This is a genomic window from Microbulbifer variabilis, from assembly GCF_020524905.1.
In the GTDB taxonomy this organism is placed as follows: domain Bacteria; phylum Pseudomonadota; class Gammaproteobacteria; order Pseudomonadales; family Cellvibrionaceae; genus Microbulbifer; species Microbulbifer variabilis_A.
Genome location: NZ_JAIVKI010000012.1, coordinates 60,118 through 81,789 on the forward strand (window position 1 = coordinate 60,118; position 21,672 = coordinate 81,789).

16 protein-coding genes are annotated in these 21,672 nt (G+C 47.4%); 6 read left to right on the forward strand and 10 right to left on the reverse strand.

The features are described 5' to 3' along the window. Window positions 1-191 precede the first annotated feature (191 nt). The 3 genes from LC073_RS14030 to LC073_RS14040 all read left to right on the forward strand — a co-directional run bounded on the left by LC073_RS14030 (window position 192) and on the right by LC073_RS14040 (window position 4,946). Window positions 192-2,696 carry a TonB-dependent siderophore receptor gene (locus tag LC073_RS14030; protein WP_226647876.1) on the forward strand — a complete coding sequence of 835 codons (2,505 nt, stop codon included), beginning with the start codon at window positions 192-194 and terminating at the stop codon, window positions 2,694-2,696. Between the two features lie 205 nt (window positions 2,697-2,901). After that, the gene (locus LC073_RS14035) at window positions 2,902-3,813 is read left to right on the forward strand and encodes an ROK family protein (RefSeq protein ID WP_226647877.1); all 912 of its coding nucleotides are present in this window, start codon (window positions 2,902-2,904) and stop codon (window positions 3,811-3,813) included. 233 nt (window positions 3,814-4,046) lie between these two features. Further along, on the forward strand, window positions 4,047-4,946 hold the full coding sequence (locus LC073_RS14040; RefSeq protein WP_226647878.1) for an alpha/beta hydrolase: 900 nt from the start codon (window positions 4,047-4,049) through the stop codon (window positions 4,944-4,946). Between the two features lie 247 nt (window positions 4,947-5,193). On the opposite strand, the gene LC073_RS14045 is transcribed toward LC073_RS14040, so the two are convergent. After that, window positions 5,194-6,435 (reverse strand): PQQ-binding-like beta-propeller repeat protein, encoded by a 1,242-nt coding sequence (locus LC073_RS14045; RefSeq protein WP_226647879.1) that lies wholly within the window; start codon window positions 6,433-6,435, stop codon window positions 5,194-5,196. A gap of 490 nt (window positions 6,436-6,925) precedes the next feature. Beyond that, entirely contained in the window at window positions 6,926-8,341 is a 1,416-nt protein-coding gene (locus tag LC073_RS14050) for a winged helix-turn-helix domain-containing protein (RefSeq protein WP_226647880.1), read from the reverse strand. Window positions 8,342-9,134: 793 nt separating this feature from the next. Here LC073_RS14050 and LC073_RS14055 point away from each other — a divergent pair. Then, entirely contained in the window at window positions 9,135-9,362 is a 228-nt protein-coding gene (locus LC073_RS14055; protein WP_226647881.1) for a hypothetical protein, read from the forward strand. A gap of 56 nt (window positions 9,363-9,418) precedes the next feature. Here the strand turns inward: LC073_RS14055 and LC073_RS14060 are convergent, their stop codons facing one another. The 7 genes from LC073_RS14060 to LC073_RS14090 all read right to left on the reverse strand — a co-directional run bounded on the left by LC073_RS14060 (window position 9,419) and on the right by LC073_RS14090 (window position 16,997). Further along, window positions 9,419-10,423, reverse strand: a complete 1,005-nt coding sequence (locus LC073_RS14060; RefSeq protein WP_226647882.1) for an alpha/beta fold hydrolase — start codon at window positions 10,421-10,423, stop codon at window positions 9,419-9,421. A 400-nt stretch (window positions 10,424-10,823) separates the two neighbouring features. Continuing rightward, window positions 10,824-11,810, reverse strand: a complete 987-nt coding sequence (locus LC073_RS14065) for a PQQ-like beta-propeller repeat protein (RefSeq protein WP_226647883.1) — start codon at window positions 11,808-11,810, stop codon at window positions 10,824-10,826. A 487-nt stretch (window positions 11,811-12,297) separates the two neighbouring features. Next, window positions 12,298-12,726: a hypothetical protein gene (locus LC073_RS14070; RefSeq protein ID WP_226647884.1), complete on the reverse strand. Its 429-nt coding sequence runs from the start codon at window positions 12,724-12,726 to the stop codon at window positions 12,298-12,300. Window positions 12,727-12,854: 128 nt separating this feature from the next. Continuing rightward, window positions 12,855-13,454 (reverse strand): hypothetical protein, encoded by a 600-nt coding sequence (locus LC073_RS14075; protein ID WP_226647885.1) that lies wholly within the window; start codon window positions 13,452-13,454, stop codon window positions 12,855-12,857. Between the two features lie 77 nt (window positions 13,455-13,531). Further along, on the reverse strand, window positions 13,532-13,873 hold the full coding sequence (locus tag LC073_RS14080; protein WP_226647886.1) for a cupin domain-containing protein: 342 nt from the start codon (window positions 13,871-13,873) through the stop codon (window positions 13,532-13,534). Next, complete coding sequence (locus LC073_RS14085; protein WP_226647887.1) at window positions 13,873-15,306, reverse strand: RDD family protein; 1,434 nt, start codon at window positions 15,304-15,306, stop codon at window positions 13,873-13,875. The genes LC073_RS14080 and LC073_RS14085 overlap by 1 nt, the downstream gene beginning before the upstream one ends. Next, window positions 15,306-16,997 (reverse strand): molecular chaperone HscC, encoded by a 1,692-nt coding sequence (locus tag LC073_RS14090; protein WP_226647888.1) that lies wholly within the window; start codon window positions 16,995-16,997, stop codon window positions 15,306-15,308. Before LC073_RS14090 ends, LC073_RS14085 begins: the two co-directional genes overlap by 1 nt. Window positions 16,998-17,252: 255 nt before the next feature. On the opposite strand from LC073_RS14090, the gene LC073_RS14095 reads away from it, so the two are divergent. Further along, window positions 17,253-18,920, forward strand: a complete 1,668-nt coding sequence (locus LC073_RS14095; RefSeq protein ID WP_226647889.1) for a SulP family inorganic anion transporter — start codon at window positions 17,253-17,255, stop codon at window positions 18,918-18,920. Between the two features lie 229 nt (window positions 18,921-19,149). On the opposite strand, the gene pdxH is transcribed toward LC073_RS14095, so the two are convergent. Then, the gene (gene pdxH, locus LC073_RS14100; RefSeq protein WP_226647890.1) at window positions 19,150-19,788 is read right to left on the reverse strand and encodes a pyridoxamine 5'-phosphate oxidase; all 639 of its coding nucleotides are present in this window, start codon (window positions 19,786-19,788) and stop codon (window positions 19,150-19,152) included. Between the two features lie 254 nt (window positions 19,789-20,042). Between pdxH and LC073_RS14105 the strand changes: the two genes are divergently transcribed. Further along, window positions 20,043-21,659 (forward strand): 5-guanidino-2-oxopentanoate decarboxylase, encoded by a 1,617-nt coding sequence (locus tag LC073_RS14105; protein WP_226647891.1) that lies wholly within the window; start codon window positions 20,043-20,045, stop codon window positions 21,657-21,659. Window positions 21,660-21,672 lie beyond the last annotated feature (13 nt).

The following is a 21,672-nucleotide window of genomic DNA, read 5'->3' on the forward strand; positions in this document are numbered from 1 at the left end:
GATTGATTTAATTATTTTTATTTCTTCTAGAGTCTTCTTTTACTTACAATATTGTTGCTCAGATTAAATCACAGTGGTTTAATAAATAAAAAATGGCCGTGTAGACAAATCTAACAAGCAGATAGTAAAGCCCAAGCCAAAGGGCCGTCAGAGAAAACTAATAACCATAAGTGATGATTGAGGAGAGCGTCGTGAAGGCAGAGGACTTTCAAACCGATTGTAAACAGGTCGGGGGCTTTAAACCGGGTTCAATCGCCCTGGCGGTAGCAGTGGCATCCAGCATAACCACTCCGGCAATGGCGCAGGAACAGCCGGAAATTGAAGAAGTAATCGTTACTGCAACGGCACGTCCCGTAACGAAGATGGAGTCCAGCATATCCGTCAGCGCCCTGGATGCCGAAGAGCTATCCAACTACGCCCCGCGCTCAACCGCTGAAGTTTTCCGCAGCCTGCCTGGCATACGCGCCGAGTCATCCGGTGGTGGTGGCAATGCCAATATCACAGTCAGGGGAATCCCACTGGCCACTGGCGGCTCAAAATATATGCAGATCCACGAAGATGGACTGCCAGTGCTCGAATATGGCGATGTCAATTTCGGCAACACCGATAACTTTATCCGTGCAGACGCATCTCTCTCCCGCATTGAAAGTGTCCGCGGCGGCTCCGCCTCTACCTTTGCCAGCAACTCCCCAGGTGGTGTGATCAATATGATCAGCAAAACCGGAGAAGAGCAAGGTGGGAACATCGGCCTCTCCTTTGGGGCCGACTACGATGAAACCCGCCTGAATTTCGGTTATGGGCACCATCTCAGCGACACGCTACGTTTTTATGTGGGCGGCTTCTTACGTGAGGGAGAGGGTGTACGTGAAACTGGCTTTGATGGCGATTCCGGCGGGCAATTCAAGGCAAACCTCACCAAAGATTTTGATAATGGCTATGTGCGCCTTTACTACAAACACCTGGACGACCGTGTAACCACTTACCTTCCCGGCCCGGTAACTTATAAGGGGAATGGCAAGTTTGCTACCGTAGCCAATTTTGATGCCAGCAACCAAACACTACACTCTGATAACTACCGCAACCTCTCCACTTTTGATGCCTATGGCAATCCTGTAAATCGAGACCTGAGCGACGGTATCGAATCCCTGGTGGAAGCCTATGGATTTGAGAGTCAATTTGAATTTGATAACGGCTGGACTGTTACTGACAAGTTTAGAATTTCCGATGTAAGCGGCAGCTTTATTTCCCCCTTTACTGATACCTTTGGCGATTACGGGCCACAATCCGCACAGAGCATGGCAGACCAGATCTGTGCTAACGCCATCAGCGGGAATGGCTCCGCTATTGACTGCAGCGCAGGCACTACAGTGACTTACGCCAATGGTGGAGAGGTCGATGAACTTGCCTACTTGAACCTGCTGTTTGATACAAAAATCCATGACCTGGGCTTGATCGTCAACGATTTCAAAGTCGACAAGCTCATTAATGACAATATTGTAGTTTCCGCAGGCTTTTACTATTCCAAGCAAAATATTAAAACCAGCTGGAATAGTTGGAATGCCTTAATCCAAACCGTAGATGGCAGTGACTCACAAAACCTAACTATCACAGCGAATGCCAATGGGGATGTATTGGTAGACGACGGCCTCTGGTCAGCAAGCTTCCTGTCCTGGGCCTGGGATCTGGAATATGAAACCTACGCTCCCTATATGAACGTGTCCTTCGATGTCGGCGACTTTACCTTCGATATCAGCGCACGTCACGATATGGTCGATGCAAAAGGTTCCCTGGTTTCCAGTTGCTGTGGTGGCGATACCGATTACGATATCAATGGTGATGGCATTATCAGCGATGTGGAGGATGCCAGTGCATCGGATGCCTTCGGGTTTACAGGTGGCGTTATCACCATGGCCAACGGTAATACTCAGCTGGTCGACTACGATGCAGATAACACCTCCTTCTCCCTGGGGGGCAATTATGCAATTAACGACAGCATGGCAATATTTGCCCGCTACAGTGAAGGTGGCCGCGCAATAGCCGACCGCCTGTTGCAAATTAACGGCGCCTTGAATAGCGATGGCAGTCTCAGTAACACTACCGATGGCTTTGACTCTGTCGACCAGCTGGAAATTGGTTACAAATTTACTGCTGGCGATTTCGATATTTTTGCCACCTACTTCAATACCGTCACCGAAGAAACCAATGCGGAAATCACTAGCGGCCTGACCTTTGTGCGCGAGTATGAAGCCCAGGGCATAGAGCTGGAAGGCTCCTATATTTATGGCGATTTTTCACTTAACGGCAACCTAACCTGGACCGATGCCGAAATCAGTAAAGATGCCAACAACCCATCGGTAGTCGGTAATACTCCCCGTCGCCAGGCAAATATTATTTACACCATCACTCCACAATATAATTGGGGTGACAGCCTAACCTTTGGTGCCAGTTTGCAAGGTTCTACCGAATACTACGTTTCCGATTCCAACCAACTGAAACAAGATGGTTATGTCTTGGTAAATTTATTCGGCTCTTATTACGTGACTGAAGACCTTACCGTCTCCTTTAACATAAATAATCTCACGAATGAATTCGTTGTGACCGAGGTTGAGGAGTCTTACGCAGAAGCGGGAGATATTGTTCGCGGCAGAGCCATCAGCGGTCGCTCCACCAGTGTCAGCTTCAATTACGCTTTTTAATCATTGTCTTCCCTACTCCAGTAAGTCGTTTGCAGTCCAATTAGGACCTCTTGCAAACACCGGATGTCCAACCTCCCCGTTGGCATCCGGTATTTTTTCTTCGATAAAGACTTGCTGTATTCGCTCCCCAAACGGAGCAACCTGTTAAAATAAATCGATCAGGAATTCTCTTGAATAGAATATCCAGCCAGTGGAGCAGATGAGGATGGAAGTGCAAGGCAAAGCAGTCACTACCTTGCTTGGCGGCCTTGAAGCCGGCGGCACAAAATTTAATTGTGCAATCGCCGCAGGGCCCAATGAAATCCGGGAAAGGGCCAGCTTTCCTACCACCACCCCAGAGAAAACCCTGGGCCAGGTCATTGAATTTTTTCAGGCCGGCGCCCAACGCCATGGTCCTATGTCGGCATTGGGTATTGCGAGCTTCGGTCCGGTAGATCTGAATCCACATTCCAAACAGTACGGATATATCACTACCACGCCTAAAAGTGGTTGGTCCAATACCAACTTGGCCGGCCAATTGAAAGAGGCCCTCTCAATCCCGGTGGCCTTCGATACCGATGTCAATGGTGCTGCATTGGGAGAACATCTATGCGGCGCCGCTACAGATGTAAAGAATTTTGTCTATGTCACCATCGGCACCGGTATCGGAGCCGGAGTAATGGTAGATGGCAAGCTGGTAAACGGTGCCATGCACCCAGAAATCGGCCATATGCTGATGCCACAGGACCGGCAACGGGACCCCTACCCCGGCCACTGCCCCTTTCACGGCAATTGCCTCGAAGGCCTCGCCTGTGGCCCCGCCATCAAAGACCGCTGGGGACTGCGTGGCCAGAGCATGGACAATAAGCATCCCGCATGGGATCTACAGGCCGAATACCTGGCCATCATGTGCGTAAACCTGACCAGCTGCTACTCGCCAGAGCGAATCATCCTCGGTGGCGGTGTGATGGAGCAAACGCACCTATTTGAGCGCATTTATCATAAGTTTCTAAGCCTGGCGGGTGGTTATTTCCCCCAGGTATCCCGGCACAATATCCGCTCCTTTATAGTCCCACCAAAGCTAGCGGGTCGCTCCGGTGAAGTGGGCTCTCTCCGCATGGCCCAAGCTCTACTCTGATTGGTCAACAGCTGAACTTAGCCTACTAAGGTATAGATGCGCCAAGAGAATATCTTTGGCGCCATCCCCCATCCAACTTACCCCTCAACATACATTCTCCAACTTATATACTTATCATTGCATAAGCTGGCACAGCTTATGGTAGATAGCTTCGAACCCGATCTGTTAGGCTTGACCGTCTTAGGGCCTTATATCTTCGGCGGGTGCTCCGAAAGCGCTCATGAGAGATAAAAATGAAAATAATTAAAATATTTTTCACTGGAATGATCATACTGGCCACACAGCTGGCTCAGGCGGGCACCGCTGAACCTACAACATTCACACGCCAGGGAATTTTATCCTACAACTTCCATTCCGACCTGCTCGGGCGCGGGTTTGTTATCGATGTATTACTGCCGCTTTCCTACAACCCCGAAGACAACAAACGCTATCCTGTGGTCTACATGACCGACGGCTTTATGCACTTCCCTATGGTGGCCCCCAACCTGATTCAGGAGCAAATCCCCGATGATCGTGGCAAGGCCAAACTACCGCCGGTCATTCTGGTGGGCATTTCCCACCCAATCGACAGCAACAATTTTGCCCTACGCCTAACGGACTTCACCCCAGTCCCCGGAGAAGTAAGCGGCACCTTTCTAGGAGGCGGTGCCAATGATTTTCTCGAGTTTCTGGAAAATGAACTCAAGCCGTTTATCAACAACTCCTTTATGGGTAATGAGCATGATGAAACACTTATCGGCCACTCCCTCGGCGGACTACTCGCTCTATACACCCTGTTCAATCACACCGACAACTTCGATCGTTATGTCATCGGTAGCCCCAGTATCTGGTGGGCCAATAAACAAATAATGGAAAGTGAACTCGCCTACGCCGAACGCCGCACGGATCTACCCAAAAGCGTTTATATGTATATCGGTGGAGAGGAAACCTGCATCGAGGAAACCGATGTTTGCGGTGTGCAGGACTTCATCAATCTTTTTGAGCGTCTCAAATCTCGCAATTATGAACATCTTACCCTGCACAAACGCATTTTTGAGGATGAAAATCAGGGCACTGTGGTGAACCCTGGTTATGATAAGGGTCTAGAACAGGTGTTTAAAACCAAAGTTTTCCCGAGAAAATATTCTTTTTAAATTATCCGACTTTATTCGCAAGCAGCGCAAGACTCCAGCGAGCTCATAATTTTTGCATTTGCACTTTCTAAAGTTAGCACACCCCTGCACATATAAAGTGGATTTAAAAACACCAATTCGTGTAGGGGTGTGATCTCAATTTTTAAGGCTATAACTAGCTCTATGAATTACTCCATGACGCCCCGCTCAAGATGCAAAATATTTCCACCCGATGAATAAACACCTGTGATTTTAAGGCCGCTTACCACTAACTATTTATTAATGTGCTCACATCGACTGCATATATATGACCTTTTGCGCTCCCCAAATATAAAATACCGTCACTATAAGTCATACTAAGTATCGAATCGAATTTATCGAACATTCGCAAGACATCTTTAGCCATGTTCTCGGCAGTATTTTTTATAGGCGAAAAGTGGAAGTTCATCCCGCCTTCGGGTCTTAACATTACAGCACAGTTGACTTTACAATCTGGCGTTTTAAAAATTAACTTTCCAGTATTATTTATCTTATTAACAGCAAATATTTGCCCCGCCATTGTGCCAACAAACACAAAATCACTGTTAACCTGAGGTCTAGCAAAGTTATAAAACCCAGTTTTGAAATGCATATGTTGATTTCCATTTTTTGCATTCAACCCAACCAATGTGTAACCATCGGACATTCCGAAATAAATCTCTCCCTCATCTTCGATCGCTGGTGAACCAACCCAGGAAGTTGGGTGTTTTGAGCTCCATCTCTCTTCACCGGTAGCAACATCAATGGCATAAAAATAAGTGCCGCGAGAGCCAACATAGGCAACACCATCATGAATAATTGGAGATAGGTTAAAACCTTCCCAACCCTGCCATCCGGCTAAACGTCCCTCAGGTAGCTTGGCTTTGACCTTCCAGCGTACTTGTCCACTTTTATTATCTACACCATAAAGATGATTATTCCATGAGCCCACTACCAATATATCCTTGTAGATCGCTGGGGTGGTATGAGTAACCCCAGTTGCCAAATGCCAAATTTGGTTGCCAGTTTTAGCATCTAATGCAAAAGTACCTAACTTATTACCAAAGTAAACGATACCATTCCTTACCGTAGGTGATGATCTGTATATATCCCATGCATCGGGAAATAGCCCCTTACCCCAACCATGCGTATTACCCTCAACAAGATTAACTCCATCCTGACTCATAAAATACCAAAGTGGGGTCCCATCAGATTTGAAAGCATGAACACCATTCTCCGCATTTACGAATAGACGAGTACCGTCGGTTGCAACAACAGCTGAAGAATTGGAGCCAAGATCTCTTTTCCACAATATATTGCCAGACTTATCTAGCCCCAGAATTAAGTTACCGCCAGTTACTACTATCTGTTCCTCTAATAATAGAGGAGCACCAACAACCGCCCCGGGTAATTCATATTGCCAGATTTCCTGCGCAGAAGTGTGAATCGATAACAACAAGGTTAAAAGTACAATGAATTTTAGGTGGCCCATAGTCCAATTCCTGATTTATTACATGAAATGAACTTTAAGGATAATTTTCTAAAAAACCCTGAAATTAAACTTAATAATTACAAAAAGATCAAAAAACGCACAAAATAAGATAAATTAACCTAAATAGTTTGCATTTAGATGATTTTTTAATCACTAAAAGTCAGCAGAAAAAAGTAAAGGCTTACCGCATAGGTAACCCAAAACTGTCTATCCATATCCAACAAGTAATCTTAGTCTGTCATGGGTAGGTTACTGTTTAAATTATGATTACTTACCTATATATTTAGAGCAATAAGTCAATAAAGACACAAGAATTTAATAATCTATTCCAAATACATTTTTTGAAAATTATGGCGTCGACTGGTTAGAACAAATGTGTCTGCAACTACGAGACAGAAAGGTATATATTTGGATGATACCTAAAAGCCATGTATCCCTAAGAGGGAACTAGAAATGAGACTGGTGCAGTGGATGAAAAGTCAAGGTAAGATTAGGGTATCCCGATTTTACGAATCAAATCTTTATAAGCTGGAAATGATCGAAGTGTTTGATATTTTGGATCAGCATTAAGCCAAAGTATCTCGAACTGCCTCGAATCAACTGCTTGCTGTAAATAAGTGAGGGCCAGCTCGGGTTTACCCGCAGATGCGGCAAAGCGTGCAAACGCAATCGGTGGTTGGTATTGCCCTATTTGCAGGGGTTCTCCCTTTACGTCCAACAACCACTGGTAAACAGATGTGAGGCCTCCTTGCGCGAAAGCACTGTCGATTAAGTCCATATCTTGTTCATGATATCCATTTGCAGAAAGGATAGATTTTAAAAATTGAAAGGATTCAGATTCTAGCCCTTGATTTTCTAAAATGGATTGCGCAGAAACGAGGTATTCCAAGGAGTCAGGAGCTATTTGTTCAATTTTCTTAAGTTCTTCATAAGCTTTAGTATACTGCCCAGACATATTGTAAATCCAAGCAACCATTGGCTTGGAGTATGCAGACGGGTTAGTGTCAATATAGTGACTGACGTGACGCAAGGCACCAGAAAAATCTCTTTTTGCTAGTAGAAATTGTGAATATGCGAAGTGTGTAGATCCATAATTAGGTGCAATTGCTAGAGCCTCTTTATAATGTTTTTCAGCCAGCTCAAAATCCCATGCAATATGAAATGCAAGGCGAGCTTTAAGTAAGTGAGCTTTCACACTGTCGGGTGATAGTGCAAGTGCTTTATCCGCTAGCTCATAAAGTCCATCCAGACTTTCAAACAATTCTTTATTGTTCGATTCACCGAGCAATAGCTTGCTTTCAATCAACGCTAAATAGGCTGGGGCAAAGGTGTTCTCCTCTATTATTATTCGTTCAAACGTAGATTTTGCCTGAAGCCATTTGGTGCGATCATCAAGAGTTAGAAGGTAGCGACCTCGCTGAAAGTCATCAATTTGCTGCGCGGATAAAGCTCCTTGAGCGGAATCCAATGAAGTTACAAAAGTTAATATTATCGTAAAAGAAATTAATATAACTATTGCACCTATGAAATTCCTCCCTCTAATAGTGAGGATCTCAAACACACGCCGGCTTTCCCCAGGTAATACCTTTTCCTTTACTGGGCATATCAAACGATATCCTTGCCCACTAATGGTTTTTATGTACTCTGGTTGTTTAGCATTATCCTTGAGAGCTTTTCTTATCTGGCTAACTGCAACAGTAAGGACTTCTTCACCAACCACTTTATTTGCCCAAACGGTCGACAAAAGATGATTTTTGCTGACGATTTCCCCTCGGTGCTTAATTAATTCTTTTAACAACTGTAATGGCATATAGTCAAGCCGTTTTTTTATGTCTTGACTTTGCAGTAGACCCAGCTCTAAATCCAGAGTCCATTCACCTAGGCTGATATATCGTGGGCTTGTCATATCTATGCAAATCAATAACAACGAATTTAGAAAGGGAAATGCTTCGTAATAAAACTTCAGGCGCGGTGACAGTAGGATTCATTTTTGAATTATTGCCAGGTAATGACATTCAAAGCCCAACAAGGAAAGTCGGTATACTATCTCGCCATTCATAAATATCAACTTCAAAAAGATTACCGAACTTTAACCGCTATCCTCAAGAAAGTAAAGATGATCAATACCCTTCCCCCTCTCAACCAAAGAATTTAGTTTACTCCTTCACATCCTTTCCCTCGGTGTTCAAACGAATCGTACACTATAATATTCTTACTTGAAAAATGGAAAATTTATAATTCCACAACATCAACTAATATCAGATGTTACATGCCCTTCCCCATGGTGGCCCCTAGCCGATCCTGGAGTAATTTCGATATGCTTGGGTTATTTTAACTACCATCAGTCATTCTATTGAGAGTTTCCACTCTATAGATAATCGCAATTTTGTCCTACGCTTAACCGACCTCAATCCGGTCCCTTAATAAATATGCGGAATCCATCTGAGGGGCCCCATTGATTTTATTGAGATTCTGGGAAATGAACTTAAGCCTGTTCTTATTCACTGCTTTATGGACGATAAGCGTGATGGAACATTCATCGGATACGGCCTTGAGTAAAACGTATTCAAAGCACCCTATTGAATCACACCGACAATTTCGAACGCTAACTCATAGGAGCCCCAAAATCTAATAGGCTAATGATGGAGAGTGAACCCCCTCGCGCCGAATACCAGGCCGATCTACCGAAGATCATGTTTATGATTAAAATAGGAAAGGAAATCTGCTTTGATGAAGGAGAAGTTTGCGGAGTTCAGGACTTCAGGGACCTGACCCAACGGCTGAAGTCCCGCAACTATGAAAGCTTGACTCTACACAAGCGGGTCATTAAGGGCGAAAACCACGATACCGTAGTAAACCCAGGTTATGACAAGGGGATTGAGCAGGTTTTTAAAGCCAAGGTGCTACCAAGAAAATACTCTTTTTAATCAAACCCGCGGGGCCTCTAGCAAAAAAGCACTGCAGAGCCCCGGCTACTAGCCTGCTACATAGCACTTATACACTCTCCGCTCTCTAAAAAGACCAATATTGCCTTCTCCAGCCTTTCTGTAGCATCCATAAAAGGCAGGTGATGGCTATCTTTTAATACCGAGAAGCACTTGCTCCCTTTGTACCTTTTATAATCCGCCTTTACCTGTAGAGGCGTGGTAATAGAATCATTCTCACCGACAACAAATAAAGCGGGAATCTGTAAATTATCGATACCTCCATTAACGTTCATAACCTGAAGTTCAACATTCATTTTATCGGCCAGGCTTCCACGCCGCTCCCGCCACCCGGGGGACACCTCATCAATCTTTTCGGCTACTAGAAAACCAGGAATATCGACCCCGTTCGCGATGCCACCATTCGCCCTGCTCGCCCACTTTGATAGAAGCAGATAATGTTCAGAGGGTGATTCCTGATATTTTTGTAACTCTTGTATAGCTAACTGATTGCCTTCCTTCTCCACCCATTGCAGGGTTGCTTCTAAGCTGGTTGTTGCCTGCCTCTGCGCATCCTGGAAGGAAGAAATAAACACCAGTCCCTCCAATGTCTCAGGATGCTCACTCGCATAGAGGGCTGCAAGACCCCCACCCCAAGAGTGACCAATTAAAGTAACCTTATCTTTCTTATAGTGCTTCTTTAGAAAAGAGATAACATTGTGCACATCCTGAATATTATTCTTTATCGTTAATGTATCTTCGGCCGCACCAAGCGATTTGCCGGCGCCTCGCTGATGTAGATAAGCCACTAAATACTTTTCTTCGAGCGCCCGCCCAACAGTTACCTGAAACGGAACTAACCCAAGCTCTACATCACCCGGGCCGCCATGTAGAAATAGGATTAATGGTTTAGTTGAGCTATGACCAAAGACCTCTAAGTACAGTTCTGCACCATTACTATCTACCCAGCCCTTATACTTAACCTGCCCAGCAAAGACACCACCCGAAAAGGCAACCAATGCAAAACTCAAAAGGAAAAACTTTAACCACCTCACATTAAACATATTCTCACCAATTCACAATTATTATAGGGCTCTAAACTCTCACCACATGACTAACAACCTAGAAGGCAGCAATAAAGAACCCTTTACTTTTATTACAGATAAGTGAGTAGAGCACTAACTTTGAGATAAGAAGAAAAGAAGACGGGATCGAACAAAAGCACTTAACATTACTTAACTTCAAGTGAGGGCTATTTCTGGCACACCTTAAAAATCGCTCACAATTTCCAAGTGGTCAATGAGCAGTTTACCTTATGACTAGGTATCTCCGCCCACTTTCAAACTAATCTATAAGAAAGCACCACTTCGCATGGTAAATATACTTATATAACCACCAACCACCAGAAATACAGAACAACTCCTTGCAGAAACACTAAACAATAATACCTTCTCCTTTTAAACCTTACTCGACCGACCTCTCAAAGATATGCAACGCCCCCAAGTTATCATAAAGTAAAAGATAAGGATCTTGATATACAATAGGGGCTGGGGATGGAAAACTAACACCGCCCATCTTATGCACCCAATCAAATTTGTGGGTGAGGGTATTAAATGCCCCGATTATCCCTTCTTTCCGATCTGTCGTTATAATATGCCCCCCTTCTAGAACATAATTACTCCTCTGTGTTTCTATCCCCACTGACTCAAAATATGAAAAGTCTTGATAATTATCCTTTAGCTCTCCAGTTAATAAATCATAAGCGGCATAATTGACTAACATTTGATGAAGAAGCCCCTTCTCTTCATCAATGCACAACCCTTTAGCAAAAGTTTTTATCTCATACTTAACTTTTCCTGTTTTGATATCAAAGGCAGCTATTTTGTCCAATCCTTTAAAGCAAAATATAACCGTATCATCAGCAACACCAACCAGCTCAGGAAGATATCTACCACTATCCTTCTCCACTGACCACTGAACCTCACCATTCGCAAGGTTTCGTCTAGCAACCCCTTTAAACGAAACTGTAAAGGCTATATTTGACTCAACCCTAATATTTTCTCCAAAACCAGCTTCCCAGATAATACTACCCAGGAAAATATCTTTTATACCTTGCTTTGATAGGAAAAGAGAATAGTCATAGTCAGTTCTCACCACAATCAATCTATCATTATATAAACTAAAATCACAAACTGGAGCTTCAATGGCGATCGCCTCTACACTGATGAGCTGAGAGTCACAGAAAACGCATTCTGAAGTTGAAACACCAACAAGTACATCACCTTTCATTTCAAACTTCTTAAAATAATACACTAATGTAGAAGAATGACTCTCTTTTTTACCCACCATATCGTACTGAACAATTTCTCTACCAGATTGAAAAGTTAGTTGATTATTTGATATACAATAACCTTTATTCACATTCTCTATAGTTAATGCTTTCTTGAACATCCAATTTTTTACCCCCTTTGAAAGATTCTCCGTTTAGAGATTGCCTTACCTATTCATCAAATTTAAATTCCAGCCTCTTACTGTTACTACATTTATATTTCATCTATAACTTTCATTCAGGGGACAGAGACGGTGATCCCCAGCCAAACCTAAACACCCACTTAGAGCTGCGCACCAACTATTTTACTTGAACCTATTGACCATAAATCTCAAGAAAAGCAACCCACTGCTCAACCAGCCAATTTTGCCCAACGAAAGAGAGAGGCTTAGTAGGTGCTAGAAGCCATGACCACAACCTGTTCACTAAAATTTTTTGTTGGTGACCTAATAACCCATCAGGCATTTACCGGGGGTCGCCTGAAAGCGGGAGCTCCCTGCGATTCAGGTCATCAATAGATAGGCCAGATAAGGGATTTCCAGCCCCATAAGCCGCTACGCTTACCAGCCTGTCATCACAATAGAAGCGACAAGGCCACCCATCTCTACATCATTTTACTTGCAAATATTTACTGCCAATATATCGCCCACCAATAATACAGGGAATATATATTATTAATGCGTAAATAATGGCCAACCCAGAAGAGCTAGTAAAAGCAATAAAAGTAACCAGCAAATAGGGGACCGCCGCAACAGCCAATACAATTTTGGCATTCATTGAGGCAGTATCCTCACTTGTACGCGCAGCCATAACGCCACCCAATAACAATATCAGGGGTAATGAGATAATACTCACCAGTAAGTACAGAGAACTGAAAGGAATAGCGGATAATAGATACAACCAAGAGGCCAAACCGGCAGTGACGGTAAAGAATGCTATACCACATGCCGCCGGGCTTTGCGGTATATTCTTACTGGTTGCTGCGCGGTAAAGAGCAACTAATATAGCAACAGCCCCAACTATTAATAAAACATTCATATTAAACCTCAACTCTGTCACCTACAGCCGCACACAAAAACCTAGAATAGAAAACTCACCAAAAATTGATATCAAAAAAATAACAACCCACCACAAAAAGTGAACTCCCCCAGCCTTACAACTAATTTTCAAGAAAAATAATCCAAAACCTTGCCAATAAGCTCTAGTTCTTGATAACCCTCAGGATCAATTTCTCTGCGAAGCACGCGTTTTATATAATCCGTATCTCCAAGCAATCCACGCACAATACAATAGTGTGTAGCCCAGATACCACGCGTTTCTTCAGGGACACTTAGGTAAAACGATTCTTTGCTGTCTAGACAATATTGCTTTCTTAAGTACGCCTGCCCAAACTCGATTATATTGTCCAGGTCACGCATAACTTGCGCCACAGCTTTCTCCCGATTTTCAAAATCATCGGCATAAACTGTTAGACTAAAAGGGTTCTTCAGGTCATCTATTCTAATTCTCCTTGAAAAGGTAGCAGTTCGTCTCAGAGGAAGACCTGAAAGATGAGATAAAATATCTTCCACCTCTTTAATATAAACACCTGCATCGGGCACAGTTGTTACCCAAGCAGGAGAACCACAAAAATTCCACGAAGGATCTATTAACAGATCACAAAATTTCGTTGGGCGATATCGATACCGTTTAGATACAAACTTCCAATCTTCAAGTTCTTCCGCCTTCAGCTTGGCAGCCGCAAGAACATCTGCTTTAAATGTCATATCACCTCTAAAAAAAGCAAAACTGCCTCAAAATGACAGGCAGCAAATCCAATTTTTATTGCACTGATACATTAACTCTACAACTCCACCCGATCCCCATGGCTAGGCGGTGTTGAGGTAACGGTAAAAATCAAGTCTACATCAGCCTTATTGAACAACTGATGAGGAATCCCAGCGGCTATATGCAAACCCTGGCCGGGAGAGAGGGTATACTCTTCGCCATCACATTCAATCGTGGCCGTGCCCTGTAGTACAAAGAAAAACTGTTCAGATTGCCGGTGCAGGTGCCGAACTTCTGAGCAGCCAGGAGGCACTCTCTCCTGAATCACACTGAGAGAATCGGTTCTTACCAGGTGCCAGCCATCGCAGCCCTCTCCCCAGGGGTAGTGCTCAGCATTTTCTTTTGAGACGACAGCCATCACTCCTCCCCCCGCAATCTCCGTAAATACTCCTCGCGGGATTTACGCATGTTGATGACATGGCTTGAACTGAGGCGGTCGTGCATCAGGTTTCCACTTAAGAAGCAGTTAATCAACCAACCGATCTTGCCCAGCGGTAGGGTGAGAGTGAAGCTCAGTATGCGCCAGAGACCACGGCCATAGCTTATTCGCTCAAATTTTTTATTGGTGACCTTGTAGCCCATTAGGTATTTACCAGGGGTGGCCTGAAAGCGGGAACTCTCTGCGATCCAAGCCATTAATAAATAGGCCAGGCAACAGATTCCCAGAGTAATGGTTGTCGCCGCAGTTTCAGAGATGTCATACACCTTCATAATTACAATGGAGGTAATAAAGCCAACCGCGACATAGATCAGTAATAAATCCAATAAGACCGCCACACCTCGGGCCAGCAGGTGGCCAAAATAGTATTGATCGTAGGTTTCTTCCAGTTGGATGACTTTATGCCGGATCAGCTTGCGCCCACCTCGGAGCCCTTGGGCGGGGTCCACAGTAACTTCTTCGCTTTGCAGCGAATTAAAAATGCAATCACAAAGGGACTCATCCAAGGCGCCGTATAAATAGGAGGCATTACCATTCCAGTCGAACAGGCTATTGCAGTACTGAATAATATTGTTAGAAATTCGAGCTTGTTTTTTACCTTTAGAGGCAACTTCACTAGCCTGCAAATTTATTCTGGCAAAACGTTCAAAGATTGAGAGGCCCAAATTCCAATTATATTCCTCATCGAGCATATAAGGTGTGTCGGTGAGAAAACGCCAATTTTCTTTTACATTGTGTTCACTGGGTTTTTGCAGCAGCCTATCCACTTGCTCCAGTATCCGGTGGTACTCGGTAATTCGCAGTTCTCGCTCTTGATCCTGCTCAGTACCCTCCCCTTCAATTGGATTTTCCTGCACAGAATCTTCTTGTGCATCCGTATCTTCAGAATGCTGCTCTTCAGTATGTTTCTCTGTAGAAGCCTCCTGCTGTCTCTCACCCCCAATTTCCTGCTCTTGGTCCTGGACTTGGTTCTGGTCAAGAGAAACTTTTGATTGAACTTGCTCAATAGCTTCTGGAGGGATTGGGGAGTGATCTTTATGATTCGGCTCACTACCTTGTTGCTCTTGCGGCTCTGGTTGCCCTTGCAATTGTGCAGCCACAGGTGATTGCACAGCCTGCTCAGCATTGGCTACTTCCGCAATCACCTCAGCACTTTTCGGCTCCTTACTTTCCTCATTCTCTTCTTTAAGACGCTCGGCAGCCTTCAGTGCCCATTTATAGGCGCTGTGTAACTGCTGAAACTCTTCGGGCTTTTCATCCGGGCGAGTTTGCTTCAGTTTTCTTGCGTAGGCGCGCTTGATGGTTCGCGCATCATCACAGGGCTCTAGTTCGAGTATCTCCCAAGGACTCATTAAATCCAGTCCTCACCGTCGAGCTTATCGAAGATTTCAGTGAGTTCGGCACGCGCCTTGCCAATCTCCACCAGGTTTTGTTTATCCAAAACCCGATCAAAACTGGCGAGCAATTTGGAAATATAATCGCGCTGCTCGCCAAGGCTCGCTTCGTACAAACGTTCACCACGGGCGAGCAGTGCCCGGTTTTCCTCGTCCTCACGGGGGTGAAATTTGAGTTTGGCCAGTTTATCCAGCGCTTGGGCTTTGTCCTGCTCATTCAGGGCGCCCGGAGTAAATTCCACCAGTTTATTAAATGTTTTCCCGGTGGAAACGACGGTGACATCCACTTCCAACAAACCGTTCATATCGTAGCTGTAACGAATTTCCACCACTTCCTCACCCCGGGGTTTCTTGGGCACAGGCACAGTAAGTTCACCCAGGTAGACATTTTTCTTTACCAGGCGATTTTCTCCCTGATAAATATCGATACAGACTTCACTCTGGTCGTCGCGGGCGGTACAGACACTGCGCACAATACTCACCGGCACCACGGTGTTGCGCTCAATAATCGGCAGGAAGTAATTGCCCAACTGCGGGCTGTCTTCGTTCACGATGCCGGTACCCAGGGTGTAGGGACACACATCGGTGAGAACGATATCATCCAGCGCAGAATTTTTTTCCTTGAGCCCGGCTTGGATAGCTGCTCCCATGGCGACAACGGTATCCGGGTCCAGGTGGCAGGAAGGCAAGCGGCCAAACATGCGCCCCACCATGGAGCGGAACAGGGCCAGACGGGTGGAGCCGCCCACCAATACCACTTCATCGATTTTGCTCGGGGGCAGATCCGCATCGCGCATCGCGCGCTCAATCGGACGCTTGGCTCGCAGCAGCAGCGGGGTACTGAGTTTCTCGAACCATTCGGGGGTCGCTTTCCATTCGAGTTCGCGTCCACCGAGGTTTAATTTAAGCAACTGCTCTGCCTGCAGGCTGATACGGCGCTTGGCCGTTTCCATCTGCATATACAGGTTCTGCAGTTCGCGCGGTTTCAGGGAGGATTTTTTCAGCTTTAATTCTTCTAAGACGCTGTCGATCATCGCTTCGACAAAATCTTCACCGCCAAGGTAGTTATCCCCGGCACTGGCATGCACTTCCATAATGCCATCGAAGAATTCCAGGATGGAGACATCGAAGGTACCACCGCCCAAATCGAGCACCAGGAAATTCCCCTCCCGTTTATCGTGAAGTCCGTAAGCAATTGCCGCTGCAGTGGGCTCGTTAATCAGGCGCTCTACCTTGAGGCCTGCCAGCTCTCCGGCCAACTTTGTCGCTTGCCGTTGGTTGTCATTAAAATAGGCGGGTACACTGATTACCGCTTCGGTGATCTCTTTATTCAGGAATGCCTCGGCATCCTCTTTGAGAGAACGCAGTACCAATGCAGAGAGTTCGGTTGCAGTAAATTGCTGGCGACCCAGCTTGACTTTATGATCCGTGCCCATCAGGCGCTTAAAAGCGGCAACAGTGGTATCACTGTGATTGATCAAACGCTCTTTTGCGGTTTTCCCCACCACCAGCTTGCCATCGTCATCCAAGCCGACCACCGATGGGGTCAACGCCTCTCCGAGGCGATTGGGAATCAGCTTTACTCCATCGTTCGTCAAAACCCCGCAGGCGCTATTGGTGGTGCCCAGGTCGATACCAATAATGGCCATAAATCCCCCTACCTATTTCCTAAACTTGAACATGCACTGTCGTGCTAGCGGACTTTTTAACGGTATTTTCCGCAATATTATTGGCGCGTTATTCTAAGCGGCCCGGCATAACAATAGCCAGTGAGTGAAAGCGTGCGAAAGGAGAAATCTGGGGACTCCCACTCATGTACTTGTCGAAGAACAGCCCTCTCTCTGGCGGTTCCACATATCTGCAATATCCTTAAAGTCATTCAAAAGCAAAAAAGAGGCGCAGCCTTGTTCGCGGGAAAGTTTGAGGATTTAAACCTTAAGGGGGATCTCTTCGGCGGGGTCACCACAGCGGTGGTATCGCTGCCCATGGCATTGGCCTTTGGAGTTGCCTCTGGTGCAGGCGCCAGTGCAGGTCTTTGGGGAGCCATTCTGGTCGGGCTATTTGCCACTCTGTTTGGTGGTACCCGCACCCTGATCTCTGAGCCAACCGGTGCCATGACAGTGGTAATGGCCGCGGTTCTCACCACTATGGTGGCTGAGTATCCCGACCAGGGGCTGGCAATGGCCTTTACCGTGGTCATTATGGCGGGCCTGTTCCAAATTGGCTTGGGCGCGCTGAAACTCGGTAAATATATTGTGATGATACCCTACAGCGTGGTTTCCGGTTTTATGTCCGGGGTGGGTATTATTTTGGTGATCCTGCAAATAGGCCCCCTCCTCGGCCAACCCACCCCTGCTGGCGGCCCCATGGAAACCGTTCTGGAACTGCCGGAGCTGGTCAGAAATACCCACTATGGCGAACTATTCCTCGGCCTACTCACCCTTGGCGTATTGTTTTTTTTGCCGAAAAAACTCAAGCAGCTGATCCCACCTCAGCTGGTGGCACTGGTCGCTATCACCCTGCTTTCCATGGTGCTCTTCAACAGCGATGAAATACGGCGTATCGGTGAAATTCCCAGCGGCTTGCCCTCTCTGGTTGTGCCCGATATCACTTTCGATATGCTCTCCACCATGCTGATAGATGCCCTGGTACTCGGCACTCTGGGCTGCCTCGATACCCTGCTGACCGCGGTGATTGCCGACAGCTTGACACGCAGGGAACACAACCCTAGCCGGGAATTGATCGGCCAGGGAATCGCCAACACCGTTTCCGGCCTTTTTGGCGGCCTGCCCGGCGCGGGCTCCACCATGGGTACCGTGGTGAATATTCAGGTGGGAGCGCGCTCACCCCTGGCGGGTATAGTGCGCGCTGTGATCCTGCTATTGGTTGTGCTCTGGCTTGCCCCTTTGACAAAACCTATCCCACTGGCGGTATTAGCCGGTATCGCGGTGTTTGTCGGCCTGAATATCCTCGACTGGAGTTACCTCCGGCGTATTCACCATCACCAGGTGGCGATATTCCCAACCTTCATTATGTACAGCGTTCTGCTGATGACGGTGTTTGTAGGGCTGATTTACGCGGTAGCCATCGGTGTATTCCTCGTCAATATCATCACCATTGAGCGGCTCAGCCGTATTCAGGAAAAGAGTGTAAAAGCGATTTCCGATGTCAAAGAAGGCGATCCACTCAACCGGCAGGAACGGGAGATGCTGAGGCAGTCGAAAGGCCAGATCCTGTTTTTCTATTTATCGGGCCCAATGTTATTCGGGGTATCTAAGGCAATTACTCGCCAGCAGGCCGCAGTGGGGAAATTTAAAGTCATCATTATGGATTTGAGCACAGTGCCCATGATTGATACGACTGCGGCACTGGCACTGGAAAATACTATGCGTGATGCCATTAAATTCGGCTGTAAAGTTTATCTTTACTGTCCCAACGAGCCGACGCTGGACAGGCTGGAGAAACTGCATATCCGGGATTGGATGGATGATGATTGTTTTGTCGAAAGTCGGGTTGAGGCACTCATGAAAAGCCTGGATTACCTCAATCACAAAAACGAAAAAAAGACCTGACCCTCCGAATCCTCGTCACCTATAAATACAGCGTTTCAATATCTAGCCACAGCCATTTTCATTGCGGAAATAGGGGGTTTAAATGCACTTATTTTTAATCCCTGTAAATGCGCATTAATCATCACTAATGGTTTCAGGTAAAATGTTAAAGAACAAATCAAAAAGCGGGGGTAATTAATTACCCCCGCTCCACTTTTCCATATCCTGCTTTTCTAAACTTCGACAGCCACTAGGGAGACAGGCGATCCAGCGTCCACAGACCGCTATCATCGGCGCGATAAATAAAGCGATCGTGCAAACGGTTAGCACCGCCCTGCCAAAATTCCACCGCGTGTGGCACTACCCGGTAACCGCCCCAAAAATCTGGCAACGGCACCTGCCCATCCGCAAAGCGCGCCTTTTCCTGGTCAAATTGTTTTTGCAACTCCTCACGGGATGACAGCGGCTGGCTCTGGCGGGAAGCCCAGGCGGCCAGCTGGCTGTCCAGTGGGCGGGACTGGAAATACAGCTCTGCATCCTCGCGTGCTACCGACTCCACTTTGCCGTAAACAATGATCTGGCGCTCTAAACTGTGCCAGGGGAATAGCAGGGATACCTGCGGATTCTTCTCCATATCCTGCGCTTTTTTGCTCTGCAGGTTGGTGTAAAAAACAAAGCCGCGCTCGTCAAAGCCTTTCAGCAGTACAATGCGCTGGGAGGGTTGGCCACTGCTATCGGCCGTGGCCAGGCACATGGCATTGGGGTCAGAAAGTTTGGCCTCCAGAGCCTCCTCAAGCCACTCGCGAAACTGCTCCACCGGGGTTGCTTTCAACTCCGAGCGGCGCAGGCCGCCAAGCAGATATTCGCGACGCCATTGATCGATTTCCATGGTGCTACTTCCTAAGTTATTCAAGCTCAAAATATATCCAGCCAATTGGGGCAAAGCGAATTTTCCCCAACCGCAACTCCCCTTGCGCAGGGAAATTTGCGACCCAGGTGCCAAGTTTCCTGTCGCGACACGAGGGGAATCTCAATATTCCTGCGATTTTCCCCTCGCAGATGCAGACTCTGCGGGCGCTTGCGTGCTTTTTGGCGTGCCGCTAGGCTCACAGCATTTTTACACAAATAAGGAAAATGGTGGCTATGTCCTCTGCGCCCACATGCGCCCAGGTGCTCATGCGCCTGCTGCGCGACTACCAGGTGGAAAAAGTCTTCGGCATTCCCGGTGTCCACACCATCGAACTTTACCGCGGTCTGCCCGGCAGTGACCTGATGCATATCACTCCGCGCCACGAACAAGGTGCCGCTTTTATGGCGGATGGCTACGCCCGTGCCAGTGGCAATATCGGCGTCTGCTTCCTGATCACCGGCCCCGGTCTCACCAATGCCGCCACCGCCATGGCACAGGCCTATTCCGATTCAATTCCCATGCTGGTGATCTCCGCGATCAATCGCCGCGAAGACCTGGGTATGGGCCGTGGCCGCCTGCACGAACTGCCACAACAGAGCGATGCCAGCCGCGGCTTCTGTATCTGGCAACACACGCTCACCCAGGCAGAGCAATTACCTGAGGTGATAGCGCGGGCATTCCAGCTATTGCAATCCAGCCGCCCGGGCCCAGTGCATATCGAAATCCCCATCGACCTGTTCCCGGCCCCCATGCCCGGCCAGCTGGAAGATTACAAAGCCGCACCAGCCGCTATGGCGCCAGCGGCAAGTACTGCCGCTATCGCCACCGCCGCCGACTGGCTGCAATCCGCCGAGCGCCCGGTCATCCTCCTCGGTGGCGGTGCCCAGAGCGCGGGCGAGGCGGCCACCCAAATCGCCGAGAAAATCGCTGCACCGGTGTTTCTGTCACTCGCCGCCAAGGGCGTTGTAGATGAACGCCATCCACTGTGCGGCGGCGCCAACCTGAGTTTCGATTGTGTGCGCAACCGCGTGGAGAATGCGGATGTAGTGCTGGCCGTAGGGACCGAGTTATCCGAGACCGATCGCAACCTGGTGCGGGATGATTACGCCTTCGCCGGCAAACTGATTCGTATCGATATAGATGCTGCACAACTGGTATGCAACGCCCAACCAAACCTGGCCATCTGTGCAGACGCCAAGGAGAGCCTGCAGCAATTAGCGGCGGCGCTGATCCAACGCGATGCCGCTGCAAGCGAGCAATCAGAAAAAGAGGTTGCCCTGTTACTGAAAGATTGCCGCAAAGAGTGGTGGGATGGTTCCGAGCAACGCTTCCCTTGGGTTGAGGCCCTGCGCGAGGCCCTGCCGGAAAACGGTATCCTGGTGACGGACTCTACCCAGCTCGCCTATAACACTAACCACGCCCTGCCCCTGTACCACCCCCGCAGCCACGTAACCTGTACCACCGGTTATGGCACCCTGGGCTTCGCCCTGCCTGCGGCGATTGGCGCCAAATTATCCAGCGAGCGCGATGTGATCGCCCTGATTGGTGATGGTGGCCTGATGTTTACCCTGGGTGAACTGGCAGTGGCCGTAGAGCAACAGTTACCCCTGCCAATCCTGGTATGGAACAACGCCGGCTACGGCGAAATCCGCGACTTTATGGATGCAGCGGAAGTGCCGCAGGAAGGTGTAAACCTGCGCACACCGGATTTTGTCGCCCTGGCCAAGGCCTTTGGTGCCGAGGGCTGTCGAATCAACCAGCCCGGCCAATTGGCGCAAGCGGTATCTGACGCCCTGGACCGACAGACCCCAACCCTGATCGAAATCAGCGCGCCTTCAGGCGCAGAATAAATGGAAGCGTGAC